Source organism: Pseudoduganella sp. SL102, assembly GCF_027856995.1.
GTDB lineage: Bacteria > Pseudomonadota > Gammaproteobacteria > Burkholderiales > Burkholderiaceae_D > Rugamonas > Rugamonas albidiflava.
Genome location: NZ_CP115554.1, coordinates 3453965 through 3480753, shown reverse-complemented (window position 1 = coordinate 3480753; position 26789 = coordinate 3453965). Strand labels below are relative to the sequence as shown.

Annotated in this window: 28 protein-coding genes; 7 read left to right on the top strand and 21 right to left on the bottom strand. The window is 68.0% G+C overall.

Annotated features, from left to right (window positions below; translation table 11 throughout):
* Window positions 1-68 precede the first annotated feature (68 nt).
* On the top strand, window positions 69-533 hold the full coding sequence (locus OU994_RS14815) for a hypothetical protein (RefSeq protein ID WP_281611382.1): 465 nt from the start codon (window positions 69-71) through the stop codon (window positions 531-533).
* 14 nt (window positions 534-547) lie between these two features.
* Here the strand turns inward: OU994_RS14815 and OU994_RS14810 are convergent, their stop codons facing one another.
* Window positions 548-1675 carry an acyltransferase gene (locus tag OU994_RS14810; protein ID WP_281611381.1) on the bottom strand — a complete coding sequence of 376 codons (1128 nt, stop codon included), beginning with the start codon at window positions 1673-1675 and terminating at the stop codon, window positions 548-550.
* Between the two features lie 70 nt (window positions 1676-1745).
* Between OU994_RS14810 and OU994_RS14805 the strand changes: the two genes are divergently transcribed.
* A complete protein-coding gene (locus tag OU994_RS14805) occupies window positions 1746-2699 on the top strand; it encodes a succinylglutamate desuccinylase/aspartoacylase family protein (RefSeq protein WP_281611380.1) in 954 nt (317 codons plus the stop codon).
* Window positions 2700-2735: 36 nt separating this feature from the next.
* Here OU994_RS14805 and sugE read toward each other — a convergent pair whose 3' ends face one another.
* Window positions 2736-3056, bottom strand: a complete 321-nt coding sequence (gene sugE / locus OU994_RS14800; RefSeq protein WP_131146236.1) for a quaternary ammonium compound efflux SMR transporter SugE — start codon at window positions 3054-3056, stop codon at window positions 2736-2738.
* A gap of 258 nt (window positions 3057-3314) precedes the next feature.
* Between sugE and OU994_RS14795 the strand changes: the two genes are divergently transcribed.
* A complete protein-coding gene (locus tag OU994_RS14795; RefSeq protein WP_281611379.1) occupies window positions 3315-3620 on the top strand; it encodes a helix-turn-helix transcriptional regulator in 306 nt (101 codons plus the stop codon).
* A 41-nt stretch (window positions 3621-3661) separates the two neighbouring features.
* Entirely contained in the window at window positions 3662-4717 is a 1056-nt protein-coding gene (locus OU994_RS14790; RefSeq protein ID WP_281611378.1) for an alkene reductase, read from the top strand.
* A gap of 379 nt (window positions 4718-5096) precedes the next feature.
* On the opposite strand, the gene OU994_RS14785 is transcribed toward OU994_RS14790, so the two are convergent.
* The 7 genes from OU994_RS14785 to OU994_RS14755 form a co-directional block, all read right to left on the bottom strand.
* Complete coding sequence (locus OU994_RS14785; RefSeq protein WP_281611377.1) at window positions 5097-6044, bottom strand: MBL fold metallo-hydrolase; 948 nt, start codon at window positions 6042-6044, stop codon at window positions 5097-5099.
* Window positions 6045-6122: 78 nt separating this feature from the next.
* Window positions 6123-7601, bottom strand: coding sequence for an acetate kinase (locus OU994_RS14780; RefSeq protein WP_281611376.1), 1479 nt, complete (start codon window positions 7599-7601; stop codon window positions 6123-6125).
* A 49-nt stretch (window positions 7602-7650) separates the two neighbouring features.
* Window positions 7651-8151 (bottom strand): hypothetical protein, encoded by a 501-nt coding sequence (locus OU994_RS14775; RefSeq protein WP_281611375.1) that lies wholly within the window; start codon window positions 8149-8151, stop codon window positions 7651-7653.
* A 91-nt stretch (window positions 8152-8242) separates the two neighbouring features.
* A complete protein-coding gene (locus OU994_RS14770) occupies window positions 8243-8920 on the bottom strand; it encodes a C39 family peptidase (RefSeq protein WP_281611374.1) in 678 nt (225 codons plus the stop codon).
* An 86-nt stretch (window positions 8921-9006) separates the two neighbouring features.
* Entirely contained in the window at window positions 9007-9498 is a 492-nt protein-coding gene (locus tag OU994_RS14765; RefSeq protein WP_281611373.1) for a hypothetical protein, read from the bottom strand.
* 68 nt (window positions 9499-9566) lie between these two features.
* Entirely contained in the window at window positions 9567-11465 is a 1899-nt protein-coding gene (locus OU994_RS14760) for a hypothetical protein (protein ID WP_281611372.1), read from the bottom strand.
* Between the two features lie 529 nt (window positions 11466-11994).
* Window positions 11995-13341: a sigma-54 dependent transcriptional regulator gene (locus OU994_RS14755; protein WP_281611371.1), complete on the bottom strand. Its 1347-nt coding sequence runs from the start codon at window positions 13339-13341 to the stop codon at window positions 11995-11997.
* A 358-nt stretch (window positions 13342-13699) separates the two neighbouring features.
* Here OU994_RS14755 and OU994_RS14750 point away from each other — a divergent pair, with 358 nt between their 5' ends.
* Entirely contained in the window at window positions 13700-14449 is a 750-nt protein-coding gene (locus OU994_RS14750) for a 1-acyl-sn-glycerol-3-phosphate acyltransferase (RefSeq protein ID WP_281611370.1), read from the top strand.
* A gap of 161 nt (window positions 14450-14610) precedes the next feature.
* Here the strand turns inward: OU994_RS14750 and OU994_RS14745 are convergent, their stop codons facing one another.
* The 12 genes from OU994_RS14745 to OU994_RS14695 form a co-directional block, all read right to left on the bottom strand.
* The gene (locus OU994_RS14745) at window positions 14611-15180 is read right to left on the bottom strand and encodes a HupE/UreJ family protein (RefSeq protein ID WP_281611369.1); all 570 of its coding nucleotides are present in this window, start codon (window positions 15178-15180) and stop codon (window positions 14611-14613) included.
* A 15-nt stretch (window positions 15181-15195) separates the two neighbouring features.
* Window positions 15196-15831, bottom strand: a complete 636-nt coding sequence (gene ureG, locus OU994_RS14740) for an urease accessory protein UreG (RefSeq protein ID WP_281611368.1) — start codon at window positions 15829-15831, stop codon at window positions 15196-15198.
* Window positions 15832-15861: 30 nt separating this feature from the next.
* A complete protein-coding gene (locus tag OU994_RS14735) occupies window positions 15862-16542 on the bottom strand; it encodes an urease accessory protein UreF (RefSeq protein ID WP_281611644.1) in 681 nt (226 codons plus the stop codon).
* Complete coding sequence (gene ureE, locus OU994_RS14730) at window positions 16542-17072, bottom strand: urease accessory protein UreE (protein WP_281611367.1); 531 nt, start codon at window positions 17070-17072, stop codon at window positions 16542-16544. The genes OU994_RS14735 and ureE overlap by 1 nt, the downstream gene beginning before the upstream one ends.
* A gap of 14 nt (window positions 17073-17086) precedes the next feature.
* A complete protein-coding gene (ureC, locus tag OU994_RS14725) occupies window positions 17087-18799 on the bottom strand; it encodes an urease subunit alpha (RefSeq protein ID WP_281611366.1) in 1713 nt (570 codons plus the stop codon).
* 17 nt (window positions 18800-18816) lie between these two features.
* Window positions 18817-19155: an urease subunit beta gene (locus OU994_RS14720; RefSeq protein WP_131146248.1), complete on the bottom strand. Its 339-nt coding sequence runs from the start codon at window positions 19153-19155 to the stop codon at window positions 18817-18819.
* Between the two features lie 8 nt (window positions 19156-19163).
* Window positions 19164-19466 carry an urease subunit gamma gene (locus OU994_RS14715; RefSeq protein ID WP_130190058.1) on the bottom strand — a complete coding sequence of 101 codons (303 nt, stop codon included), beginning with the start codon at window positions 19464-19466 and terminating at the stop codon, window positions 19164-19166.
* A gap of 23 nt (window positions 19467-19489) precedes the next feature.
* Window positions 19490-19627, bottom strand: a complete 138-nt coding sequence (locus tag OU994_RS31745) for a hypothetical protein (RefSeq protein ID WP_373922597.1) — start codon at window positions 19625-19627, stop codon at window positions 19490-19492.
* Window positions 19624-20274 carry an urease accessory protein UreD gene (locus tag OU994_RS14710; RefSeq protein WP_373922596.1) on the bottom strand — a complete coding sequence of 217 codons (651 nt, stop codon included), beginning with the start codon at window positions 20272-20274 and terminating at the stop codon, window positions 19624-19626. The genes OU994_RS31745 and OU994_RS14710 overlap by 4 nt, the downstream gene beginning before the upstream one ends.
* Before the next feature lie 200 nt (window positions 20275-20474).
* Window positions 20475-20705, bottom strand: a complete 231-nt coding sequence (locus OU994_RS14705; RefSeq protein ID WP_131146250.1) for a hypothetical protein — start codon at window positions 20703-20705, stop codon at window positions 20475-20477.
* Between the two features lie 206 nt (window positions 20706-20911).
* A complete protein-coding gene (locus OU994_RS14700) occupies window positions 20912-22714 on the bottom strand; it encodes a DUF885 family protein (RefSeq protein WP_281611365.1) in 1803 nt (600 codons plus the stop codon).
* A complete protein-coding gene (locus OU994_RS14695; protein WP_281611364.1) occupies window positions 22711-24354 on the bottom strand; it encodes a SulP family inorganic anion transporter in 1644 nt (547 codons plus the stop codon). Before OU994_RS14695 ends, OU994_RS14700 begins: the two co-directional genes overlap by 4 nt.
* A 333-nt stretch (window positions 24355-24687) precedes the next feature.
* Between OU994_RS14695 and OU994_RS14690 the strand changes: the two genes are divergently transcribed.
* Together OU994_RS14690 and OU994_RS14685 are read left to right on the top strand one after the other, a co-directional pair.
* Entirely contained in the window at window positions 24688-25680 is a 993-nt protein-coding gene (locus tag OU994_RS14690) for an SDR family oxidoreductase (RefSeq protein WP_281611363.1), read from the top strand.
* Window positions 25681-25690: 10 nt separating this feature from the next.
* Window positions 25691-26752 carry a Ku protein gene (locus OU994_RS14685; RefSeq protein WP_281611362.1) on the top strand — a complete coding sequence of 354 codons (1062 nt, stop codon included), beginning with the start codon at window positions 25691-25693 and terminating at the stop codon, window positions 26750-26752.
* Window positions 26753-26789 lie beyond the last annotated feature (37 nt).

Genomic DNA, 26789 nt, shown 5'->3' with positions numbered 1-26789 from the left:
GCGGCTCACCGAGTCGCCGAGCCGCCGGTCGCTGCCCCATGGCACCGCCGTCGCGCTAGAATGCCGGCATGACCACGCTGATCGACCTGTTCAAACGGCTGAGCCGGGCCCTCGGGCTCGACACGGCCGATTCCTTCCCGCCCGGCCACGTCCACGCGCGCACGCGCTGGAACGCGGCCTATTTCGACATTGCCTCCGACGTCAAGCCCGACGACATGGAGCGCCGCATCTGCGAGGCCATTGCCAACACGCCGCTGGTGTTCGCCCACATCACCAATCCCACGCCGCGCATGCAGCGCGCGCTGTTCGGCGTGCTGGAACAGCGGCTGCGGCTGCGCCACGAACGCGAGGCGGCGCAACTGGCCGCCCTGCTGATCCAGGCCTACCGCAGCCCCCATATCGTGGAAGCGATGCCGGGGCTGAAGGCCGCGATCGCCGCCACGGTGCACGATGAGGCACCGGCGCGCATCCGCGCCGTGCTGGAGTTCATGGCGCAGCGTGACGCACCGTTCGACGTGATCGACATGCACTGACGATTGCGCTGCCTTCATACCGATGCGCCGGCCGGCAGCGGTTGCCGGGTCGCCGCCGGCACGTACTTCTCGCGCAGCAGCATGAATGGGGTTTCCACCACCTTGTACAGCAGCCAGCCGGCAGCCAGGCTGGCCACCGCCAGGATCGCGATGCCGGCCGGTCCGCCCGGGTCGATGCCCGCCGGGCGCAAGGCCTTGGCCAGCACCACGCACAGCTGCTTGTGCGTCAGGTAGATCGCATACGACCACACGGCCACGCTGCCGGCGCCCGGCACGGATACCCGCGCCAGCAGCGAGGCGGGGCTCAGCGCCGCCAGCACCAGCAAGGCAAAGCCCAGCGCCAGCAGCGGATAGCCGAACACGGTGACCGCGTGGCCGAAGTGATCGTCGAGGAACAGTTTCATGGCCAGCGCCGTGACCAGGAGGCCGGCCGCCAGCGTCCAGTTTCCGAACGACGTGATGCGTGCCCACAGCGGCGCGTGGCATTGCCGGATCATCGCCAGCGCCACGCCGGCCAGCAACTCGTCGAAGCGGCACAGCGTGGCGTAGTACACCTCTGTATAGAACGCGCTATTGCCCCACTGCGGCGGCCGAGCCGCCTGCCAGCCCATCTCGCGGAACAGCATGCCCGCCGCCACCCCGCACGCCAGCGCGAACCAGCCCAGCGCCACCGCGCCGCGGCAGCGCGCGATCAACAGGGCCACTGCCGGCAGCACGAAATAAAACTGTTCTTCCACGCACAGCGACCAGGAATGCGAGAACCGGGTGCCCGGCACCAGGCCGAGATTGAGCGTGAACGTCAGGTATTCCCACCACGGCGCGTGGCGGGTGCCATCGATAAAGGGTGGCCAGAACGCATACAGCGCCAGCACCACGTAGTAGTTCGGCAGCGTGCGCAGCAGGCGGCGCGCGGCGAAGCGGGCCATCGAGAAGTGGCCGGCGCGCAGTCCGGCAAGGATCTGGTTGCCGATCAGGTAGCCGGACAGTGCGAAGAACAGGTCCACGCCTGTCCAGCCGATCTTGCTGGCGACGCCGAACGTGGGCTCGTCCGTCACGAAGCTCATGTAGTGATTGGCGAACACGAGCACGATCGCGAGGGCGCGCAGCGTGTCCAGGCCGGGCTGGCGGGTGGAGGATTGCATGGCCGGCATTGTACTGCCGTGCCCGTGCCAGCGCTAAAATGGCGGCCACCATCATTTTCCAGGGACCGGCATGGACCGCACACTGCATTTCCGATCGCTTCATTACGCGGGCCAGGGTCCCGGCCCCCGGCTGATCGTCACCGGTGCGGTGCACGGCAATGAAACGGCCGGCACGCGCGGCATCGAGCGGGTGTTGGCGCAGCTCGACAGTGGCGAGCTGGCCATCGTCAACGGCAGCGTCACCTTCGTGCCGGTCGTCAATCCCCTCGCCTATGGGCGGGGCCAGCGGGCCGGCGATCGCAACCTGAACCGCAACCTGTTCCCCAAGGCCGACCCGCGGGATTTCGAAGACCGCGTGGCCAACTGGCTGTGCCCGCTGCTGGCGGCGCACGACGTGCTGCTGGACCTGCATTCCTTCCTGTCGCCGGGCGAACCGTTCGTGATGGTGGGCCCGCGCGACAACGATGGCCCGCTGGAACCGTTCCGCCGCGAACTGGAAGAACGGGCGCTGGCGCGGGTGCTGGGCGTGCGGCGCTTCGTCGATGGCTGGCTGCGCACCTACGGCGCGGGCGTGCAGCGGCGCCTGCGCGACGATAGCCAGCTGGAGACGGTGCTGCGCTACGGCGTCGGCACGACCGAGTACATGCGCACCACGGGCGGCTATGCGCTGACGCTCGAATGCGGCCAGCACGACGACCCGCAGGCGCCGGACGTGGCACACCGCGCCATCCTGAACTCGCTGGCGCACCTGGGCCTGGTCGATGCGCCGCGGCCCGAACCCATCCCGCGCGAACAAATGGAAGTGCTGTCGATGAGCGAGGTGCACGACAAGCGCAACGACGGCGATACGTTCAGCCGGCCATGGACCAGCTTCGACCGCGTGCGCCAGGGCGAGGAAATCGGCCGCCGGGCCGATGGGACGCCGGTGCTGGCCGCAGCCGATGCGGTGATGCTGTTCCCGGACAGCGCCGCCAGGGCCGGCAGCGAATGGTATTACCTGGCGCGGGAAAACAGCGATTTTTGATGGCGCTGTTCCGCCGGACCGGCCGGCGCCCCTCTCTTACTGCGGCGACAGGATCTTGAGCCCCAGGATGCCGGCCACGATCAGCGCGATACAGACCAGGCGCGCCGCTTCGGACGGCTCGCCCAGCACGACGATCCCGTAGATGGCGGTGCCGACGGTGCCGATGCCGGTCCAGACCGCGTAGGCGGTACCGAGCGGCAAGTCGCGCAGTGCCAGCCCGAGCAGGCCGACGCTGCCGGCCATCGCCGTCAGGGTCAGCACGCTGGGCACCAGCCGGGTGAAGCCGGCGGTGTATTTGAGGCCGACGGCCCAGCCCACTTCGAGCAGGCCGGCCACGAACAGGACGATCCACGACATGGAATTTCTCCGGAACTTGGCAAGGTCGTCCCCGCCAGTAATGAAACCTGCCGCCGCCGGTGCGCCGGGCGGAAAGGGGTCGTCCCCTCAGGCAGGGCGCAGTATATCATTGCAATATTTCATTTGTAGAGCACCCTGAACGGCGCGCTTCCTGCAGGGGTTGAACTTATATCGTATGATCCCGATATGCGTATCGGATTCAAGCGATACTAATATCGAAGAAAACCGATTGACCTAATCATTCATGACCACTCATTCATGACCGAACTCGACATCGACGCCATCCACAAGGCACTGGCCAACCCGGTCCGGCGCGACGTCCTCGCCTGGCTGAAGGAACCGGAAGCCTATTTCGCCGATCAGCTGCACCCGCTCAGCCTGGGCGTGTGCGCGGGCAAGATCGACGAGCGCTGCGGCCTGTCGCAGTCGACTGTCTCGGGCCACCTGGCGATCCTGCAAAAAGCTGGCCTCGTCACGGTGACGCGCCTTGGACAGTGGAATATGTTCAAGCGGAATGAAGAGGTCGTCGCGGCTTTCCTCGATCACATCAACGCCGGCCTGTAAGCGCATTCACCCGGCAGGCCGCACTCTCTACAGGAAACAAGATGACTACTCTGTTCGATCCCATCTCCATCGGCAACCTGACGCTGAAAAACCGCGTCGTCATGGCTCCCCTCACCCGCGCCCGTGCCGTCGGCCCTGGCCGCGTACCGAACGCGCTGATGGCCGAGTACTATGCGCAGCGCGCCGGTGCCGGACTGATCCTGTCGGAAGCGACCTCGGTCACCCCGCAGGGTGTCGGTTATGACAACACGCCGGGCATCTGGTCGGACGAGCAGGTGGAAGGCTGGAAACTGGTCACCGAAGCGGTGCATGCGAAAGGCGGCAAGATCTTCCTGCAGCTGTGGCACGTGGGCCGCATTTCGGACCCGAGCCTGCTGGACGGCGCGGCGCCGGTGGCACCGAGCCCGATCGCCGCGAAGGGCCACGTGAGCCTGCTGCGCCCGATGCGCCCGTATGCCGTGCCGCGCGCCCTGGACACCGGGGAAATCCCGGGTGTGATCGCGGCTTACCGCCTGGGCGCCGAGAACGCCAAACGGGCCGGTTTCGACGGCGTGGAAATCCACGGCGCCAACGGCTACCTGCTCGACCAGTTCTTGCAGGACAGCACCAACCAGCGCACCGATGCCTACGGCGGTCCGATCGAAAACCGCGCCCGCCTGCTGCTGGAAGTGACCGATGCGGCCATCGAGGTGTGGGGCGCCGATCGCGTGGGCATGCACCTGGCGCCGCGCCGCGATTCGCACGACATGGGCGACTCCGACCCGGCCGGCACCTTCGGCTACGTGGCGCGCGAACTGGGCAAGCGCAAGATCGCCTTCATCTGCGCCCGCGAAGCCGTCGGCGAAGACAGCCTGGGCCCGCTGCTGAAGAAGGAATTCGGCGGCGTGTACATCGCCAACGAGCAATTCAGCCTGGAGTTGGCGCAGGAAGCGCTGAACAATGGCACGGCCGACGCGATCGCCTGGGGCAAGGACTTCATCGCCAACCCCGACTTGCCCGACCGCCTGCGCGCCGGCGCACCGCTGAACCCGCAACGGCCGGAGCTGTTCTACGCGCCGGGCGCCGAGGGTTATATCGATTACCCGGCCATGGCCTGAGGCTGGCCTGGCAGCGGTGCCTGATACCGCTGCCTGGTACTTTTGCCCGGTGACGGGCGCCGGTTCTTGTATCCACCGCGGCCTGGCTCGGACGCCATTCCGCCGGAAATGGCTGTCTGGCACTAATGCCGCTTAGTTAAGCGTTACCCGGCGCATTGGAGGCGCATACATTCACCCCAACAGCGAAGGGCTGGGGTCAGACCCGCCGGGTCTGACCCCGGAATCTGCACTTGGGGTGGGCTTATCTATGCGGCATTACTGTCGGACACCGGTCCTCCCCGGCACCGCAGCCCTAATCGGACGCCGCGCCATACCGGTACTGAAACTTCATGCCCGGCGCCACCTCCCGTCGAGGCCGGCGCCGGCCCCCTTCCTTCCCTTACCGCGGCACGCTATAGGTGACCGGCACGAACTGGTAACCCTTGCCATTGCTGCGCAGGTGCCCCACGCCCGGGAACGGCAGGTGGGCGGCACCGATCAGGTAGCCGCCTTTCGCGGCATTCGCGAACGCCGCCTTGCGCGCCGCCAGCGCCGCTTTCTTGTCGCTGTCGAAATCGATCGTGACCGACGGGTCATCGAACTGGATGAAGTGCGCGTGCATCAGGTCGCCGATCAGCACCAGCTTCTCGCCGCGGCTTTCGATGACATAGCTGGTGTGGCCCGGCGTATGGCCATAGCTGGACGTGGCGCGAATGCCCGGCACCAGTTCCGTATCGCCATCGAAGGGCTTGAACCGGTTGCTGCCCGAATACGGCGCCAGCGATGCGCGCGCGCCGTCGAAGAAGCCCTTGGCCTGTTCCGGCGCCGCGGCCTGTTTTTCCTTGCTCAGCCAGAAGTCCGCATCGTGCTTGTCCGCGCGCACTACGGCTTGCGGGAATGCGGCTTTCTCGGCGCTGCCCAGCCCGCCCACGTGGTCCGGATGCAGGTGCGTGATGTAGATTTCATCGACCTGCTCGGGCTGGTAGCCGGCGGCCTGCAGGCTAGCCACCAGCCGGCCCAGCGTTGGGCCGAACAGGCTGCCGGCGCCCGTGTCCACCAGTACCAGCTTGCTGCCGGTATTGACCAGGAACGCATTGAACGACGTCTCCACCGGCGCCTTCAGGAAGTGCTTCGACAGCGCGCCCTGCAGCCTGGCCGGCTTTTCATGCAGCAGCTTGTCCATCGGCAGGTCGGCGGTACCGTCGGACAGCGCAGTCACTTCGAAGTCGCCGACGGTCATGCGGTAGAAACCGGGCGCCTGGCTCTTGGCCATCGGTGCGGCGGCGAAAGCGGAACTGGCAATGCCAAGCAGCGCCGTGGCGGCCAGGGTGCGGGTGAAAATAGTCATGGCTATCTTGTCGAATGTTGCGGGATTGCCAGATTAACCGAAACACGACCAGTCTGCCGGGAACCGCCGCTGGCCGCGTCACAAATTGAACGGCACGCGCACCGACAGCGACACATCCGGCGTATCCCGCGTCAGCCCGGCGCCCACCGTCACGTTCACGGTACGCCGGCTGTTCAGGCGGTAGGAAAAACCCGTCAGCAGCGTCCCCAGCTGCGTGCGCACCGATCCCGGCACGTTTTGCCCGTTCTGCTTCGTGCGCCCCATCGAGCTGTGGTCGTAGCCCAGGCTGAGCGACGCCTTGTCGTTCAGCGCCAGGCCGATGCCGAAGTTGAAGCCGATCACCGCGCCGGGCGCCACTTCGCCCAGCACTTCGGTTTCGCCGTTGAGCACGCGGCGCGATACGTTGCCGCGCTTGAGCGTGTGCAGGTAGCTGATGTTGCCGAAGAAAATCGCCGGATCGCTGGGGAACAGCCACGTGATGCTCGGCTGGACGCCGTAGAAGCCGGACCCCGTGGGCAAGTCCAGCGGCAGCCCGGTGCCGGTGGCATTCTCGCCCAGGCAGCGCCTGGTGCAATCGGTGACGACCTCGAACGGGTCGCGGCCGATACGCGTCTTGACCCGCAGGCCGGCAACGTAGTACGGCCGGTCGATGCCGCCGTCGTTCAACTGGTGGCGCATCGACACTTCGATGTCGCCGATGGCGCGGCCGCTCGTCTCGAACACGCGTTCGACGGCGCTGCCGGTAAACAGCTCGCGGCTGACGGTGGAATCCGAGCGGTACACGTACGGCACCCGCACTTCGAGCTCGGTGCGATTGGTCAAGCCGCGCCGCGCCGCCAGCGCCGCCGTGAAAGTGTTGCGCTTCACTTCGCGCACATCGATCAAGCCGATCAGCAGCGCCGGAATGATCGTGTAGCCGACCAGTGCCACGCGGTTGCTGGACGAATAGCCGAACTGGAACGACGGCTCCAGCACGGTGCGGCCGCGCGCCGTCAGCACGCCGGGCGCCTCGAACAGCGGTGCCACCTCGGGCGGGCGGGTATCCCGTGCGGGCGCCTGGCCTACCGTGCGTGCCGGCGCCCCCGCCGGTCCTGGTGGGGCGCTGGCCGCCGCCTGTGCCGGTGCCGGCGACATCGACATGTCGGGCCGGGGCGCTGCCGCTCCGGTTGCGCCCGGTGGCGGCAGCGCCGGCTGCGGCTGCGACTGCGCAGCCGGCCCTGCCCCGCGCATCGCGCCCAGCACGGCGGGATGCAGCGGATGCGGCGCCGGCATGGCGCCCGCTGCCGCCGATGCCTGCTCCCATCCGTCGATGTCGGGATCCGGCGGCGCCGTGCCGGCGGCAGGGCCGTGCCGCACCGCCAACGCCTCGCGCAATTCCTGCAGCAGCGCGCGCTGCGCGGCCACTTCCTGGCGCAAGCGCTGCAGCTCGGCGGAAAGCTCGGCGTTCGTCGGCCCCGCGACGGGGACCGAGGGTGGCGGTTCGCCCTGCGCCAGCGCGCTCAGCATGAACAGGGACAGGCCGGCCGAACCGGCGCGCAGGGTCTGGGCGAACCGCATGCGTGACTCCTTGGTCGAGTGGAAGTCCGTGAACGGACGGGAATGCCGCTCAGCGCGGCAGGATGGCGGTGGACAGCGACTCGCGCAGGCTGTCGCCGAAGTGCGCCTGCTTCAGCATCGTCAGGCTGTTGACGGTGGCGTCGATCGTGGTCTGGCTGCGGATCAGCTGGTCGTTGGCGCTGTTTTGCAGCACCAGCCCGGCCAGCGGCTGCGCGGCGCCCACCAGCGCGCTGCCCTCACCGACGCGGGCAATCTGGAACGTCGACAGCGGGGAGATGCCCGCAGCCAGCGCGGGCGCATCGAGCGACAGCTGGCCGCTGGCGATGACGTTGCCGTTCAGGCTCAGCACCCGGTCGACGGACAGCGACACCAGCAAGCCGCCGCCGGTCTCGAAGCCGCCGCGGGCATCGGCCAGCACGTGGCTGGGAACCGGCACCCAGCCGCTGGTCGCATCCGCGGCGCCTGTGTCTGCGGCCGCGGTGCCTGCGGTCCCGCCAGCCGAGACCAGCATAGCGAGGCTCACGGTAGCGAGCAGTGCACGGCTTTTCATTTTTATCCCACGGCGCAGTGGCAAGCGTGGGCTTTTCATGGTGACCCCACGGCACAGTGGCAAGCATGGCGTTTTCATCGTGATCCTCCTGTCAGAAATCGCCGGCGTCGAGCTTCGGCAGCGTCACACGGCCCAGGCCGTCGCGGCCCAGCGCATCGCCGGGGGACATGCGCGGCACCACGGCCCAATCGGATCTTTCATTGAAGCGCGGTTTGGCGGCCTGGTCATGGATCACGAACAAGAGTTGGTTCAGCCAGATGGCCTCGAACGCGGCGCGCGACATCGCGCGCGTGCCGCCGGACGGATCGCCGAACAGCACCCGCCCGTCGCGCACGCCCTTGACGACGACGAAATGCCGGTAGCCGTGCTCGGCCACCAGCACGATGGCGGGAAAGCCCGCCCTGGCGAGGCTGTCCAGCGGTTGCTGGAAGCCGTCCGCGGTGAAGCCATGCGCCGCGAGGAAGCGCTTCATGTCCAGCAGCGAAAAACCTTCCCGGCGGATACGCTGCTGGTCGCCGCCGCTGAACATGTCCGCAAACGCCTGCTGTTCGCTGACGGGATAGCCATAGTGGTGCGTCAGCAGCGTGGCCAGCGCCGCCGAGCCGCAACTGAAATCGAATTGCTGGCGCACGGTGGACCGGTAGCGCGCTTCCTTCAGGCTCGTGACCTGCACGGAAACGGGACCGCCGCCGGCGAATGGCAGGTCGACGGCCGATGCCGGCGCGGCGAAAGCCAGGCACGACAGCAAGGCCAGCAGCAATGCCGGCACGGCACGGCGCTCCGGCAGGGATATGGGTGGCCAACCCCGCGCCCGTGCGGCCAGCCCAGGGCGGGCCGGCCTCCGATTCGCCGGGCTCATCGGAATTGCACGTTGACGATGGTGGCGTTCTGGATCAGCACGTTGGCGCCCGAGTTCTGGATCACCATCGGCAAACCCGATGCATTGCTGAACGCGCCATCGGTGATGTGGTTCGCCCCGGTCACGACATGGCTGGCGCTGTTGCCGCCGACGGTGCCGCCCAGGCGCATGTCGCTCCACGGCGTTTCGGTGCCGCCACGCAGCTCCGCCAGGCTGGCATCCCCGAGCGCACCTGCCGCGCTGCCCGATGGCGAGGCTGGTCGCGCCGTGTCTTGCGGGGCCAACGGCCAATCGGCCGGCAAGCCGCGCACGGCGGCGGGCAGCGGCACCGGCACCGCCGCCACGGCGAATGCCGGCAATGCGAGCGCTTCCGCGCCCGGTGGCGCGGCCGCCGGCACGTCGGCCATGAACAACGTTGCTGCCACCACCGGTGCGCAGCAACGCCAGCGCACCTTCCCTTTCTTCGTCCGGGTGATTCGATCGCGCATGTTGCCTCCACGGTTCCGCATCAAGACGCGGGCGGCCAGCGCATGCCGGCCGCCCGCGCACGCATGGCTTACCTGCCCAGGCTCAGGTTGGCCTGCACGTTGACGCTCTGTTGCACGAGCGAGCTGATGCCGCTGTTCTGGCTGATCACGGAAATGCCCGCCGCCGACTGCGCCACGCCGCTCATGGTGTTGGACATGTTGAAGGTGCCGGCATTGACCGAGTTGGTCCCGCCGGCGCCACCCGTGCCGCCCGCGCCGGCCCCGCCCGCGCCGCCGCTACCGGCCGAAGCGTTGCCATTGGTCGCACTGCCGCCAGTGCCCGCGCCACCGGTGCCGGCACCCGCCGTCGCCGTGCCGCCCGTACCCGAACCGCCGGCCGCGCCCGCACCCGCCGTGTTCGATGCGCCACCGCTGGCCGCACCGGCGCCGCCAGCCGCACCGGCTGCCCCGGCGCCGGCATTGCTGCTGCCGTTGCCACCGGACGCACCGGCACCACCCGCGCCACCGGTGCCTGCCGCGCCGGCGCCGCCGGCCGCGCTGGCCGTGGCACCCGCACCGCCACCGCCGGAGGTGCTGGTCCCGCCAGCCGCGCCGGCGCCCGCCGTGTTGGTGCCCGCCGCACCGGCACCGCCGGCACCGCCAGCGCCGCCAGCGGCACCTGCGCCACCCGCGGCACCGGCGCCGCCCGCGCCGCCGGTCTGCGTGCCCGCGCTGGCGCTGCTGTTGCCAGTGGTTGCCGCACCGCCGCTGCCGGTGGCACCCGTGCCGGCACCGCCCGTGCCGCCCGCGCCGCCGCCGGCGCCGCCACCCGCCCCGCCGCTCGTGGCGCTGGCCGTCTGGTCACCCGTGCTGGGCGGCGGCTCGCCGGATGGCGTGCCACTCGTGGTGCTGGCCGTGGCGCCCCCGGTGGTGCCCGCGCCGCCGGCACCCGCGCTGGCCGTACCATCGCCGCCAGCGCCCGCGCCACCGGTGCCGGCACCGGAAGTGGCCGTGGTGCCTACGTCCGCCCCGCCGGAGTTGGCATAGCCGCCCGCCGCACCGCCGCCGCCAGCGCCACCGGCGCCGCCCAGGCCACCCAGCGCGCCGCTACCGCCGGCACCGCCTGTTGCCGCGCCCGTCGTGCCACCACCGCCGCCGGCCGCACCACCGGTGTTGCCGCTGGTACCGCCCGCACCGCCGGTGGCCGGGCCGGCAAGGCCGCCCGCACCGCCCGTGCCTGCGCCGGCCGCCGCGCCGCTGCCGCCGGCGCCGCCATAGCCATCCGAGCTGCCGCCACCCGCGCCGCCGTTGCCCCCGCTGCCGCCGGCACCGCCGGCACCCGTCGTTGCTCCGGACGCGTAACCGCCAGAGCCGCCGGCGCCGCCCGTAACCGGACCGTTGGTAGCCGCCCCACCGGTTCCCGTTCCGCCGGCTCCCGCGCCCCCGCTCGCATTGCCGACGGTGGCGACACCGCCGATGCCACCGGCCGCACCCGCCGCGCCAGTGCCACTGCCGCCGGTGCCCGCCGTGGCTGCCGAGCCACCACCCGTGGCGGCGCCGCCCACGCCGCCGGTGCCCGTCCCGCCGTTGGCCCCGCCGCCACTGGTGGCGACGTTGCCGATGTGATTCACGGAGTTGCCGGTGACGGTGCCCGTCAGCGCGCTGGTCGCGGTGGCGGTCGAGGTATTGAATGCATTGTCGAGGTTCGACGTTGCCGTGGCGCCGTTGTTGGCGGCGGCCGCGCCGACCGCCGCCGCGTCGGCGTAGCCCGTGCTGTTGTTGTTGTTGTTCGCCTGGCGGTTGTCGCTGCTGTCGCTGTTGTCGCTGTTATTGCTGGCATCGCTGACGCTGTGGTCGACCGTTGCCGTGGAACCGCCGTTGGAATGGGCACCCGCACCGCTTTGCGTGACCGCCGGTGGCTCGGTGGTCTGGGCGTATGCCCCGCTGCAGGCTAGTGCGATTGCCGTGGCAAGCAATGTTCTCTTCATTTGATTTCCTCACTGGGTGGTTGGCCGCGATAAAGTTCGCTGGTATTTCGCTGGGTACATCGCTGGGTACATCGCTGGGTACTTCGCTGGGTAGTGCGCCAGGGGTTGCCCCGGGTTTGCGCCGGGTTTCAAGCCGGCTTCTGCGCCGGCTTCTGCTCCGGTTTTTGCTCCGGTTTTTGCTCCGGCTTTTGCTCCGGCTTTTGCTTATGGCGCTCGCCGGGCAGGCGCCGGCCGCATGGACGGCTCCCGCGCCAACGACTTGTCGCAAGCTTGGTGCCATGCCGTCGCGAAGACGCCAAGTGATTGAAATCGCTGGAATTACACACCGCGGCAAGGCGGTCCGGGGCGACCGGTGTCACTCGGGCGTAACAAGCGGACCGGGCTCTCCGGCGGCCATTCCTGCTGGGGTCACCCTGCAGTACCGCGAGGCAGGCGCTGTCACATGTGTGTGACAGCGGACGGTGCGGCGAACGCGGCTGCAAGCCTGCAAGCCTCGGGGCTGCCTGGGCGCCGGCGCAGCCCGCCCATCTCACGGTTCGCGCTTGCGTGCCGGGGGCGCGATACTGTGCTTGGCCATCAGCCGGTAGACCGTCATGCGCGATACGCCCAGTTCCCGCGCCACGAGCGTGATGCTCTTGCCGGCACCCAGGCCGGCTTCGATGGCGCGCCGTTCGGCCTGCACCCGGGCGCCGTGCAGCGCCAGCGCGGGCATCCCGGTGGTATCGAGGCCCAGGTCATGCGGCATGATGAGCCGGCCTTCCGCCATCACGGCCGCGCGGCGCACGCGGTTATGCAGTTCGCGCACGTTGCCAGGCCAGTGGTGCGCGTGCATCGCCTCCAGCGCACCGTGGGAAAAGCCGCGCACGTGCGCAGGGCGCTCACGCGCATGGTCGCGGAAGAAGGTTTCCGCCAGCGCGGGCACATCCTCGCGGCGCTCGCGCAGGGGCGGCATGTCCAGCGTCAGCACGTTGAGGCGGTAGTAGAGGTCTTCGCGGAATGTGCCGCGGGCCACCGCGTCGTCCAGCCGGACGTGCGACGCCGCGATCACGCGCACGTCCACCGGCTGCGACCGCGTGGCGCCCAGCCGGTAGATGGTCTTTTCCTGGAGGAAGCGCAGCAGGTTGACCTGCATGTCGAGCGGCAGGTCGCCGATCTCGTCGAGGAACACCGAGCCGCCGGCGGCCGATTCGATCAGGCCGGCACGCGCCCGGCCCGCGCCGGTGAAGGCGCCCCGCTCGTGGCCGAACAGCTCGGACTGCACCAGGCTGGCCGGGATCGCGCCGCAATTGATCGGCACGAATGGCCCGGCGGCGCGCGCCGACCCTTCATGGACGGCGCGCGCCGCCAGTTCCTTGCCGGTGCCGCTCTCGCCCCAGATCAGGACCGGCGCATCGGCCGCCGCCACCTTGCGCAGTTGCCGGCGCAGGCGTGCGATCGCCTCGCTGCTGCCGGTCAGGCGCGAAGCAGGCGATTCCGCGGCGTGCGGCGCCTGGCCCGGCGCCACATCCAGTTTCGCCATGCCGAAGGCGTGGCCGAGGGTTTGCCTCAGCCGCGCCACGTCCACCGGGAGCGTGTGAAAATCGAGGCAGTGGCCGGCGACCAGCCTGCGGCACGCGGCATCGTCCAGCGCGGCGTCGGTGCACAGCGCGATCCACCGCGTGCGGCAATGTTCGCGCAGCAGTTGCTCGAGCGGCCCGGCGGCGGATGGCATGGCGAGCATGGCAAGACCGACCGGCAGCGGGTGCGCACGCAGCAGCGCATGTGCCCCGGCCGCGTCGTGTGCATGGCGAATCGCGAATCCGGGGGCGGCGGCAACCAGGATGGCCGCCGTGTCCGGGTCGGGGGCGGGAACGCACAGCAATTGTTTTGTTAGCATTGTTATATCGTCATTTTCATGAGGACAAGCGGCTGCCCCGGCGCGAGGCGCATGCATCCTGCGTTTCGGCTGGCGTGGCTACCGCCCCACGGCCGCCTTGCCGCGCCGGGTGGGCGCGGATAGAATGCCGTCCGCGGTTTCATGAAGTGAAAAATCGCCAGCTCCGGCGGATGTCGGGCCACCGCCAATGTCAGGACAAGGTATTCATTGCATGGACACGAACAGCAGGGACACGAACCGTGGCGACGCGAACCGTGGCGACACGAACCGCGGCGATACGAATCGAAACGACACCAACCGCGGCGATACGAATCGTGGGGACGCGAGCCATGGCGATACGAACCGTGGGGACGCGAACATGCGCGACGCTAACCGTGGCGATACGAACCGCGGCGACGCGGACGGCGGTGGCTCGTCCTCAAGCACCACCGACTCCACCACCAGCGCCACCGGCGCCGCCGGCACCGCCAATACCAGCGCGGCACCCGACTACCGGCTCGACCCCGCCCGGCTGCCAACGGTTGGACAGCGCCTGGCCTTGCGAGTTCTGCATTTCTTCGGCTGGCAAATGCACTTCCGGCCGTTGCCCGGTCCGCGCGGCATCGTCGTCGTGTATCCGCACACGTCAAACTGGGATTTCGTGATCGGCCTGGTGGCCAAGTGGGCCATGAACCTGCCCTACCGCTGGCTGGCCAAGGACTCGATGTTCCGGATGCCGGTGCTGGGAAGCTGGTTCCGCTGGCTTGGCGGCCAGCCGGTGGACCGCAGCGCGCCGCAGGGCATGATCCGCGCGCAGGCCGAACGGATGCATGCGGCCAGCTGGTACTGGCTGGTCATCACGCCCGAGGGCACGCGGGGCTATCGCCCGAACTGGAAGAGCGGCTTCTACCACCTGGCGCTGGAAGCCAGGGTACCGCTCGTGCTGGTCAGCCTCGATTACCCGAACAAGGTGCTCGACTTCACGCAGCACCTGTGGCTGACGGGCGACCGGGAGCAGGACCTGGCGGCGATCCGCGCCGCCTACGCCGGCTGCATGGGCAAGCACCCGGAAAACGCCGCGCCGATCGAACTCGGCGAACGGCGCAAGGAACCCCGCCAGGAACCATAAAAACAGGGACGGACCCTGTTTTATAGGCAACTTCTGAAATCAGGGACGGGCCCTGTTTTCAGCGCAATTCCGCACAGTGGCGGGATCCGGGCCGGTTGACGAAAACGTCGGCTGCTACGATATTTCCTGAAAAACAGGGTCTGTCCCCATTTTTTTGGCAACTAGTTGAGAGCCAGCATGCCCAGCCCGGCGGCGGCGATGGCGCCGCCGGCGATGCGGGCCAGCGGCAGCCTGCCCGCCAGGCGTCCGGCGCCCAGCAGCAGCGCGCTCATGCCGAGATAGCCGGCGGCGCTGGCCGCGTGCGGCAACTCCAGGCCGTGCGCATTCCCGTGCAGGATGGCGAAGCTGCCCAGCAGCATGGCACCGGCCCAGGCCGGCAGCCGGACGGCGGCGGCGACCAGCACGCCGGTCAGCATGACCGTCAGCGCGATGCCGCTTTCCAGGCCCGGGATGTGCAGCCCGGCCATGCCGGCGGCCGCGCCGGCGCCCATCGCCGCCACGAACACGGCCGGCAATATAAGCGGGTGCGTGCCGCCGGAGCGCAGGTTCAGCCCTTCCCTGCGCCCCTGGCGCACACTCCAGATGCCGGCCGCCAGCAATGCCAGCAGGTGGTCGATGCCGGTCAGCGGGTGCAGCAAGCCGTCGACGATACCCATCTCGGCATGGCCCGGGTGGGCCAGCGCAGGCACGCTGGCGGCCAGAAGGATGGCGGCGCTGAACAATTTTTTCATGGAGTCTCCTGTAGGTTAGCGGGCTGGCGTCGGTGCCTGTCCCAGCAGGCCCTGCTCGCGGATGAATGCGATGACTTTTCCCACCCCGTCCCCGCTGCGCAGGTTGGTGAACACGAACGGGCGGCTGCCGCGCATGCGTTTCGCGTCGGCCGCCATCACGTCCAGGTTGGCGCCCACGTGCGGCGCCAGGTCGGTCTTGTTGATGATCAGCAGGTCCGAGCGCGTGATGCCCGGGCCGCCCTTGCGCGGGATCTTTTCGCCGCCGGCCACGTCGATCACGTAGATCGTCAGGTCGGACAGCTCCGGGCTGAACGTGGCGGCCAGGTTGTCGCCGCCCGATTCGACCAGGATCAGTTCGAGGTCCGGGAAGTCGGCCTGCATCCGCGCGATCGCTTCCAGGTTGATCGACGCATCCTCGCGGATCGCGGTATGCGGGCAGCCGCCCGTTTCCACGCCCATCAGGCGCTCCGCCGGCAAGGCCTCGGCGCGCAGCAGGATTTCCATGTCTTCACGGGTATAGATATCGTTCGTGATGACGGCCATGTCGACCGAGTCGCGCATGCCCTTGCACAGCATCTCGCACAGCGCGGTCTTGCCCGAGCCGACCGGCCCGCCGATGCCCACGCGCAGCGGGTTGGATTGAACCACCATTTCTTCTCCTAATGTATTCATGACCGGCTATCAGGAACGATAAACTCGGCTGTACTGCACCTCGTGCCGCATCGACAGCAGCGACAGCCCCGGTGTCCAGTTGCACAGTTCATGCTCGGCCAGCGATTGCGCGCACAGCGCCGCCGCCTCGATTTCCGGGCGCAGCGACAGCAGCAGCCGCTGTCCCGCCACCTGCCCCAGCGGCACCGATTTCACGCACACCAGCACCTGGTTCTCGACCCACGAGAACAACAGCGCCAGCAGCGCCTCTTCATGGGGAATGCCCAGCGCCGCCACGGCGCAGGCATAGGCCGAGACCAGCGGCACTTCGCCGCCCTCCTTCAGCATGGCCAGCGCGCCCTCGTCGGCGATGCCCAGCTCCTCGATCAGCCGCGCCAGCGAATACCCCATCTGCACGGTCTCGGCACGGAATTCCGCCGTATCGCGCGACGCGATGGCCCGTTCCGTCAGCTCGGCCACGCGCTGCGAGTCGCGCTGGGTGAACGCCTGCATGAGGCGCCAGCACATCGGCGCTTCCCAGCGCGCCACCACTTCGTGCAGCTGGCGCGCGATCCAGCCGTGCGCGCCGGCGGCATCCTTGACGAGGCCCTGCTCCAGCGCCGCTTCCAGGCCTTGCGAATAGCTGTAGGCGCCGATCGGCAATTGCGGGCTGGCGAACTGCAGCAGGTGCAGCAGCTGGGCGGCGGCGATCATGACGCGGCCTCCTTCGGATCGCCCGGCCGATGGATCTTCTGGCGCAGCGGAATCGGCGCCAGCGGGCCCTGGCCGTGGTCGTGGTGATGATGGCCGCCACCGAATCCAGCCGAATACGCCCCAGACTCCGGCTCGAACGGCGCCTGCTCCTCGATCACCGTCGCGCCCAGGCCATGCAGCATGTCCTTCAGCACCGCATCCGCGCGGATGCGCAGGAAGCCGTCGGCGACTTGCGCCTGCGTGTGCCGGTTGCCCAGGTGGAAAGCGCAGCGCAGCAGCGCCAGCGCGTCGGGCGCCGTGACGCGGTAGGTCGCTTCCGGTGCCGCGACCACGCGTACCACGCGGCCGTCCTCGCCCGTCAGCAGGTCGCCGTCGCGCAGCACGGTGCCGCGCACGGTGAAGATGGCGACTTCCTCGCCGCTGTCCAGCGCGGCGCGCAGCCGGCATTTTTCACGCAGTTCGTATGGCAGCACGAGCGTTGCGTCGACGCGCCCGGCGTGGCTCAGTTTCGTATGCAGTGTCAGCATGGGATCGGCTTCGGTTAAAAAAGGAAATAACGCTGCGCCATCGGCAGGATGTCCGCCGGTTCGCACACCAGCAGCCGCCCGTCGGCGCGCACTTCATAGGTTTCGGGATCGACTTCCATCACCGGCGTGGCGCCGTTGTGGATCATGTCGCGCTTGCGGATGTTCCGCGTGTTCTTCACGGCGATGAGCGGCTTGTTCAACTGCAGCCGCGCGCCGATGCCGGCATCGAAGGCCGCCTGCGAAACAAAGGTGAACGACTTCTTCAGGCCGCCGCCGAAGGCGCCGAACATCATCCGGTAGTGCACCGGCTGCGGCGTGGGGATCGAGGCGTTCGGATCGCCCATCTGGGCCGCCGCGATCATGCCGCCCTTCAGGATCATCGACGGCTTCACGCCGAAGAACGCCGGCTTCCACAGCACGATGTCGGCGATCTTGCCCACTTCCAGCGAACCCACCACGTGCGACACGCCATGCGTGATGGCCGGGTTGATCGTGTACTTGGCGATGTAGCGCTTGACCCGGAAGTTGTCGTTGCGGGACGAATCCTCCGGCAGCGAACCGCGCTGCACCTTCATCTTGTGCGCCGTCTGCCAGGTGCGCAGCACCACTTCGCCGACCCGCCCCATGGCCTGCGAATCGGACGACATCATCGAGATCGCACCGATGTCGTGCAGGATATCCTCGGCGGCGATGGTCTCGCGGCGGATGCGCGATTCGGCGAACGCCACGTCTTCGGCGATGGCAGGGTCGAGGTGGTGGCACACCATCAGCATGTCCAGGTGTTCGTCCAGCGTGTTGACGGTGAACGGCCGGGTCGGATTGGTCGACGACGGCAGCACGTTCGATTCGCCGACGGCGGCGATGATGTCCGGCGCATGGCCGCCGCCCGCGCCTTCCGTGTGGAAGGTGTGGATGGTGCGGTCCTTGAACGCGGCCAGCGTGTGTTCCAGGAAGCCGCCCTCGTTCAGCGTGTCGCTGTGCAGCGCCACCTGCACGTCCATGCGCTCCGCCACCGACAGGCAATTGTCGATCGCCGCCGGCGTGCTGCCCCAGTCCTCGTGCAGTTTCATGCCGATGGCGCCCGCTTCCACCTGCTCTTCCAGGGGGCGCGGCAGCGACACGTTGCCCTTGCCGAGGAAGCCCAGGTTCATCGGGAATGCATCGGCCGCCTGCAGCATCGAGTGGATGTGCCAGGGCCCCGGCGTGCACGTGGTGGCGGCGGTACCGACGGCCGGGCCGGTGCCGCCGCCCAGCATGGTCGTCACGCCGCTCATCAGCGCTTCCTCGATCTGCTGCGGGCAGATGAAGTGGATGTGGCTGTCGATGCCGCCCGCCGTGACGATCATGCCTTCGCCGGCGATGATCTCGGTGGCGCCGCCGATGGCCAGCGTCACGCCCGGCTGGATATCCGGATTGCCGGCCTTGCCGATGCCGGCGATGCGGCCATCCTTCAGGCCGATATCGGCTTTTACGATGCCCCAGTGGTCGACGATCACGGCGTTCGTGATCACGGTATCCATCACGTCGGCGTGCACGCGCTGCGACTGGCCCATGCCGTCGCGGATCACCTTGCCGCCGCCGAACTTCACTTCTTCGCCATAGATGGCGTAATCCTTCTCGATCTCGATGAACAGCTCCGTGTCCGCGAGGCGGATGCGGTCGCCCGTGGTGGGCCCGTACATCTCCGCGTAGGCGCGGCGGGAAATGGTTGCAGTGCGAGTCGCCATCGGATCTCCTTTAATTGTTATGTCGGGTCAGGCTCGCCATCCGGCTTGTCCTTCAGCTTGCCCATCACCTGCCCGGCGAAGCCGTAGATCTCGCGGTTGCCCTCCACCGCCACGAGTTCCACGGTGCGCTGCTGGCCCGGCTCGAAGCGCACCGCCGTGCCGGCCGCGATGTTGAGCCGCTTGCCATACGCCTTCCAGCGCTCGAACGACAGCGCATTGTTCGCTTCGAAGAAGTGGAAATGGGAGCCGACCTGGATCGGGCGGTCGCCCACGTTGGACACGACGATGGTCACCGTCTCGCGGCCATCGTTGATCGGCAGTTCGCCGTCCTGCAATTGGTATTCGCCCGGGATCATGTTTCACCTCACGGTATCGGGTTGTGGACGGTCACCAGCTTGCTGCCGTCCGGGAAAGTCGCTTCGACCTGGATATCGGGGATCATCTCGGGGATGCCTTCCATCACCTGGTCGCGGGTCAGTATCTGTGTGCCCTCGGACATCAGCTGCGCGACGGTTTTGCCGTCGCGCGCGCCTTCCATGATGGCTGCCGTGATCAGCGCCACCGCTTCGGGGTAATTGAGTTTCAGGCCGCGTGCCAGGCGGCGTTCGGCCAGCAGGCCGGCGGTAAAAATGAGCAGCTTGTCTTTTTCGCGGGGTGTCAGGTCCATGGGTATCCTTGTCAGTGCGCCGGTCAGGTGCGCCAGCTGCGCAGGTCGATGGCGGCGCGGCCGAGGACCGCGGGGCGCACGATGCGCCAGGCGGTCAGCATCAGTTCCCGCGCGGCTTCGCTGTCGTGGCCCAGCCAGCGCACGCACAGCACATGTTTCATTTGGGTGACGCCCCAGCATGGGTGATCGGCCAGCGCGCGCAGCGCGGCCACGGTATCGGCCGTGACCGGCTTGCCCACCGCCAGCAGCATGGCCGATACGGTGTGGCCCGCAGGCCCAGCGGGCTGGCCAGCGTGCCGGGCGTCAGCGCGCCTTGTTCCCACCACAGCAGCCGTCCGCCGCGGCGCACCGACGTCCGCTGGGCCACACGGCCCTGGCTGAACGACTCGCCGGAAGCGCGGCGGCCCAGGCACAGGATCTCGCAGCCGATATAACTGGCGTCCGCGGCCAGCGCCACATGGTGGTCGAGCTCGACATGGGCATCGTTGAAGAAGATGGTTTCCTGCGGCAGCCATTCCAGCGAAGCGCCGCCATCCACCGCCAGTTCGATGCGCTGGCGCGAGACGCGGCCATTGGCGCGGTACCACTTGGCGGCACCGGGCGACGTGAGCAAGGCATGGGTATCCTGCCTCAGGTGGGCGGTGACCGACAGCTCGTCGCCGCCGACCACGCCGCCGGGCGGGTGCACGACGATGGCATGGCAGACCGACGGATGTTCCGGATAAAGGGGTTTCTGCACCCGCAGCGGGCCGCTGTGTTCGCGGCGGGTCAGGCGGGTGGTATCGCTATCTCGGGTAAAGCCCAGCATGAGCCGGGCCTGCCACGCCGCAGGGTGGGCGTGGTGAGGCGGGAGAGGCAGGCGTTCCGTACAGTCGGGCATGAGGCGTTGTTCAACGATGACCCTGCACTAACAGCAAGTTGCGTGCCAGCATTTCCAGGGCCTGGCGGCCCCGTGATGCACCACGGCAGAGCAAGCGCACCGCCGTGGTGCAATTTACACGGCAATTGTCACCGAAGCTCGACCGGTTCGCTTTCATCGAGCGTGTAGCGCACGTTGCGCAAGCCATTCACGCGCAGCAGTTCGCGCACGGTCAGGCCGGCCGGGTCGGCGCTCTGGCGGTTCTGCCGGTGTTCGTTGCGGATGATTTCGCCGGCGATTTCAATATCGCGCAGGCGGTAAGGCGTGTTCACGACCAGCGGTTGGTCGGCGTCGTTGTACCAGATCTGGTAGAGCGGCATGGCGGGGATTCCAGTGAAGTTGAGAAAGATGCTGTTGAGAATTCTGCACCATTATGACGATAATCCGGCAATGTTGCGCACGAAGATTCATTAACGAAGCATTCATGCAACGTGTTGGTGCAGCCGTCCACTTTCCATGGCCCGGCGCATCCTGGCAAGGCGCCCCGGGTATGTGCTGACCATACCCGGCGCCCGCTGCGCCGCCCTCACCCGTACGGCCCCTTGCCACCCTCCCGGATGAACCGGTCGATCCTGTCCTTCAGCACGGGCAGCGGCACCGAGCCCAGTTCCAGCACGGTGTCGTGGAAGGCGCGGATGTCGAATTTTTCGCCCAGCGCCGCCTCGGCCTTGCGCCGCGCCCCGATGATCGCCATCTGGCCCAGGTAATACGACAGCGCCTGCCCCGGCCAGGAAATATAGCGGTCCACTTCGGTGGCGACCTCGTGCCGGGACAGCGCGGTATTGTCCATCAGGTAGCTCAGCGCCTGGTCGCGGCTCCAGCCTTTCGCATGGATGCCGGTATCGACGACCAGCCGCGAGGCGCGCCAGGCCTGGTAGCTCAGCATGCCGAACACTTCGTACGGCGTTTCATAGATGCCCATTTCCGTGCCGAGCCGCTCCGAGTACAGCGCCCAGCCCTCGCCGTAGGCCGAGATGTACGCGTTGCGGAACGGCGGCCGGCCCGCCTGCTCCATCGCCACCGGCATCTGGAACGCATGGCCGGGTGCCGATTCGTGCAGGGTCAGCGCCGGCAGGCTGTACAGCGCGCGCGACGGCAGGTCGTACGTGTTGACGAGGTACACGCCCGGACCGCCGCGGCCGGACGTGTAATACGGTGCCTGGTCCGGCGGCACGGGAATGATGGCGAAGCGGCTGCGCGGCAGGCGGCCGAAGTAGCGCTCGGCCTTGCCGTCGAATTTCTTGGCGATCCAGGCGGCGCGCATCAGCAGTTCTTCCGGTGTCTTCGCATAGAAGCGCGGATCGGTGCGCAGGAATTGCAGGAAGGCCGGCAGGTCGCCGGTGAAATTCACCTGTTTCATCACCTCGGCCATCTCGGCGCGGATCTTCGCCATCTCGGCCAGGCCGATGCGGTGGATCTCGTCGGCGGACAGCTGCGTGGTGGTGTACTCGACGATCTTCGACTGGTAGTACGCCTTGCCGTCCGGCAGGCGCTCGGCCGCCAGCGTTTCCGTGGCGCGCGGCAGGTACTCGGTGCGCATGAAGGCCAGCAGCTCGGCATGGGCCGGGATCACCCGCTCCGTGATAGCTTTCATCGCCGCGGCACGCAGGCTGGCCTGCTCGGCCGCCGGGATGGTGGCCGGCATGTCCTTGAACGGCAGGTAGAACGGCGTGTCGGCCGGCTGCGCCTGGGCGATGGCCGCGATGGTGGCGTCGCGCCCGGCCAGCGTGACCTTCGGCGGCGTGAAGCCGCGCGCCAGGCCGGCACGCATGTTGGCGACCTGTTCGCGGAAGTAGCGCGGCACGTCGTCCAGCTGGGCCACGTAGTTGACGTAGTCCTGCTTCGTGCGGAAGGGCTTGCGCGCCTCGTACGTCATGTTGAACCAGAAAGAGGAATCCGCGTTCAGCGGCTTTTCATATTCGCGGAAGCGCACGTTCGCCACCAGCGCCGCGACCTGCGCGCGGTACACGGCATGGTTCACGCGCTCGGCCTCGGACAGGCTGGCTTCGGCCACGCCATCGAGCCGTTTCAGCACGCCCTCCCAGTGCGCCCGGCGCATCTGCTGCGTGGCCGCGTCCACCTTCGGCAGGTCGGCACGGATCCCGCTCGTGTCGTCTTCCTCGTTTTCCAGCCGCTGCTGCAGGCGCCATTGCCATTCATCGGTATAGATGGCGCGCAGGCGGGCATCGGCCGTTGCGGGGGCGGTCGATGGTGCGGCAGTCGGTGCAGCAGTCGGAGCGGCAGTCGATGCTGCGGCGATCGCTTGTGCGAAAGTCACGGGCGTGGTGGCGAACAGGCAGGCGGCAAGCGCCGCGCCGGGCTTCATCATGGGTGGTCCTTGTCGGTTGCATTCAGGTGGTCGCTGGCCATGGCCGTGCTGAGGAACAGCTTGCCGTTCAGGTTGTCGAGCAGCGTGCTGGCGCGCAGCCGGTCCATCACGGGGCCCTTCACCTCGGCCAGGTGCAGGCCGATGCCGCGCGCCTTCAGGCTGGCATTGAGTTCGGCCAGCGCGAACAGCGCCGTGGTATCGATCGAGCTGACCGCCAGCATCGTCAGCACCAGGTGGCGGGTGGCGGGATGGGCGCGCAGTTCGTCCTCGATCCGTTCGTTGACGGCTTCCACGTTGCCGAAAAACAGGTTGGCATCGATGCGCAGGATCAGCACCGATTCGGAACGGGTCGCGGCGTAGCGGTCGACATTGCGGAAATGCTCGGTGCCGGGAATGCGCCCCAGCACGGCGATGTGGGGCCGGCTGGCGCGCCATATCAGCGTGCCCATCGACAGCACCACGCCGACGATGACGCCCGCCTCCACGCCGAGTGCCAGCACGCCCACGCACGTGACCAGCCAGGCCAGCGCATCGCCGCGGTCGTAATGCCAGGCGGTCTTCAGGGTATCGAGTTCGAGCAGGCCGAGCACGGCCACGATGATGGTGGCCGCCAGGGTGGGCAACGGCAGCAGCGCCAGCCACCCGGTCGGCAGCATCAGCGCGGTGGCCAGCAGGATCGCCGAGATGACGCTGGCCAGCGGTGTGTTGGCGCCGGCGGCGAAATTGACGGCGGAGCGCGACAGGCTGCCCGTGACGGGAAACGCGCCGGACACCATGCCGGCCACATTGGCGGCGCCGAGGCCCACCAGCTCGCGGTTCGACACAAGCTTTTCGCCGCGCTTCAACGCCAGCGTCTGCGCCGCGCTCATGCTCATCAGGAAAACCACGAAGCCGATCAGCAGTCCCGGCTGCAGCAGCTCGCGCCAGTGCGATGGCGACACGGCCAGGTTGAGCTGCGGCAGGCCCGATGGCACCGGCCCGGTCAGGCGGATGCCATGGGCGCCGTAGCCCGCCACGGCGGCGGTGGCGGCCAGCACCACCACCATCGGCGCCAGTTTCGACAGCACGTCCGCCGCGCCGGACGGCACGCCGATGCGCTTGAGCAGCCTGGCCAGGTGGCTGCGCGCCAGTAACAGGAGCACCAGCGATGCCACGCCGAGGATGGCGCTCGGCACGTGCGGGTGCTGCATGGGGCCGCCCAGCAGCGGCTTGACCTGGCCCCACGCGATCACCAGCGACGAGCCGACCGTGAAGCCGCTCATCACGGGCCGCGAAAAGAAATTGGCGAGAAAGCCCAGCCGCAGCAGGCCGCACAGCAGCAGGACCGCGCCGGCCACCAGCGCCAGCTGCGCCGCCAGCACCGCATGCAGGCCGGGCGCGCCGCCCGCCAGCGGTGCGATCGCGGCGCCCGTCATCAGCGACACGATCGCCGTCGGTCCCACCGATTGCGTCATGCTGCTGCCGAACAGCGCATAGACCACCGGCGGCAAGATGCTCGCATACAGCCCCGCCACCGGCGGCAGGCCCGCCACCAGCGCATACGCCATCCCCTGCGGCACCAGCATCATGGCCACGACGATCCCCGCGCCGATATCCCCGGGCAGCGCCGCACGGCGGTAATGTCTGAGCCAGTCCAGCATGGCGAGGAAACCTGTCATATCGTGTAAAGGCGCAAGCCTATCATGGCAGAGCTGGTGTCCACCATGGGCAGGCGGCCGGCGCCCCTCGCGCTCTCGGGAAACATCTCGGAATTATCGGAGCCTGTCACCGTTTTTCGGGAAACATTGCAAAACAAACGGTGCCAGTCACCGTTTTTGCGGAAACATTGCTGGATAAATGGTGACTGTCGCCGTTTTTCCGGGGCCTTTTCCGGTGCGCCGCAGGATGCCGGTGCCCGCATCTGTGCGCAAGCGCACTGAGGGCGGCACCGGAGGCGCCAATACTGTTCGCTCGAACTTCGGGAGAACAGTCAAATGAGCAATTCGGAAAACAAGGCGCAGGACGTCGGCAACCTGCAGCGCGAGATCCAGCAGCAGCAGGACAGCAAGGATGCGGCGAAGTCGCAGGGCGGCAGCGAACAGAAGGAAGAACAGGCGGTGCAGGCGGGAACCCACGAGTTCCCGGAAACCCCGCTGCCCGACCAGCACCTCGACAAGCCGGGCATCGAAGCCGAGATGGAACTGAAGCCGCAATTCCTGGCCCCAGGCTACAAGGGCAGCGGCAAGCTGGAAGGCATGAGCGCGATCGTGACGGGCGGCGATTCGGGCATCGGCCGCGCGGTGGCCGTGCTGTATGCACGCGAAGGCGCCGACGTGGCGCTGGTCTACCTGCCCGACGAGCAGCAGGATGCCGAGGAAACGCAGCGCCACATCGAGGCCGAAGGCAAGCGCGCGCTGCTGATCCCCGGCGATGTGCGCGAATTCGATTTCTGCCGCCGCGCGGTGGAAGAGACCGTGAAGGCATTCGGCAAGCTCGATATCCTCGTCAACAATGCCGCCTTCCAGGAACATGCCGACTCGCTCGAAGACATCACCGAAGAGCGCTTCGACCTGACGATGAAGACCAATATCTACGGCTACTTCCACATGGCCAAGGCGGCGCTGCCGCACCTGAAGCAAGGCGCGTCGATCATCAACACCGGCTCCGTGGTGGGCCTGCGCGGTTCCTCCAAGCTGCTCGACTATTCATCGACCAAGGGTGCGATCCACGCCTTCACGATGTCGCTGGCGTCGAACCTGATCGAGAAAGGCATCCGCGTCAACGCGGTGGCGCCGGGCCCGGTGTGGACGCCGCTGAACCCGGCCGACCAGACGCCGGACAAGATCAAGGAATTCGGCGCCAGTACCGACATGAAACGCCCCGCCCAACCCGAGGAACTGTCGCCCGCCTACGTGTTCCTGGCGTCGCCAGCCACCGCCAGCTACATCAGCGGCATCGTGCTGCCGGTCACCGGCAGCGTCGGCTAGGAGCACCGCCATGGCCCGCTCGCTCTGGAAAGGCGCCATCAGCTTCGGCCTGGTCCACATCCCGGTCGACTTGTATTCGGCCGTGAAGCAGAACGAGCTGGACCTGACCATGCTCGACAAGCGCGACTTCTCGCCCATCGGCTTCAAGCGCTACAACAAGGGCAACAACAAGGAAGTCGCGTGGGACAACATCATCAAGGGCTATGAATACACGTCCGGCGAATACGTGGTGCTGTCCGACGAAGACCTGAAGCGCGCCAACGTGAAGGCCACGCAGACGATCGACATCCTCGCCTTCGTCAACGCCGAGGACGTACCGCTGACGTACTACGAAACGCCCTACTACCTGGCGCCGGGCCGCGGCGGCGCCAAGGTGTATGCGCTGCTGCGCGAAACCTTGCGCCGCGCCGGCCGCATCGGCATCGCCACGGTGGTGATCCGCACCAAGCAGCACCTGTGCGCGCTGGTGGCCAGCGAGGACGGCATCATCATGAACACGCTGCGCTATGCCGACGAGATCCGCGATACCGAGGGCCTCGACCTGCCCGCCAAGGGCCTGAAGGGGGTGGGCATCTCGGACAAGGAACTCAAGATGGCCCTGTCGCTGGTGGAAGGCATGAGCGAGGAATGGGACCCCAGCCTGTACCACGACACGTACAAGGAAGACGTGCTGGCGCTGGTCGAGAAGAAGGTCAAGGCCGGCCAGACCAAGTCGATCACGATGCCGTCGAAGGAAACCGAAGTGAAACCGTCCACCAACGTCATCGACCTGGTGGCCCTGCTCAAGCAATCGCTGGGCAACCGGCCCGGCAAGGGCAAGGCCGCGGCGGCCGACGACGACGAGGACGACACTGTCGAGGAGCAGGACGACGAGGAAGCGGCTCCGGCCAAACCGGCCAAGAAATCCGCGCCGCGTTCGTCCAGCGCCCGTTCGGGCGCGGCAGCGAAGTCCGCGGCGGCGAAACCGGCGGCGGTGAAGTCCGGCGCCGCCAAGGCTGCCGCGTCGAAGCCGGCGGCACCGAAGAAAACGGCGGCGAAGTCCGGCGCCGCGCCGCGCCGCAAGGCGGCATGACCCGCCAGGCGTGACCGGTTCCCTGCCGGCCTGGCGC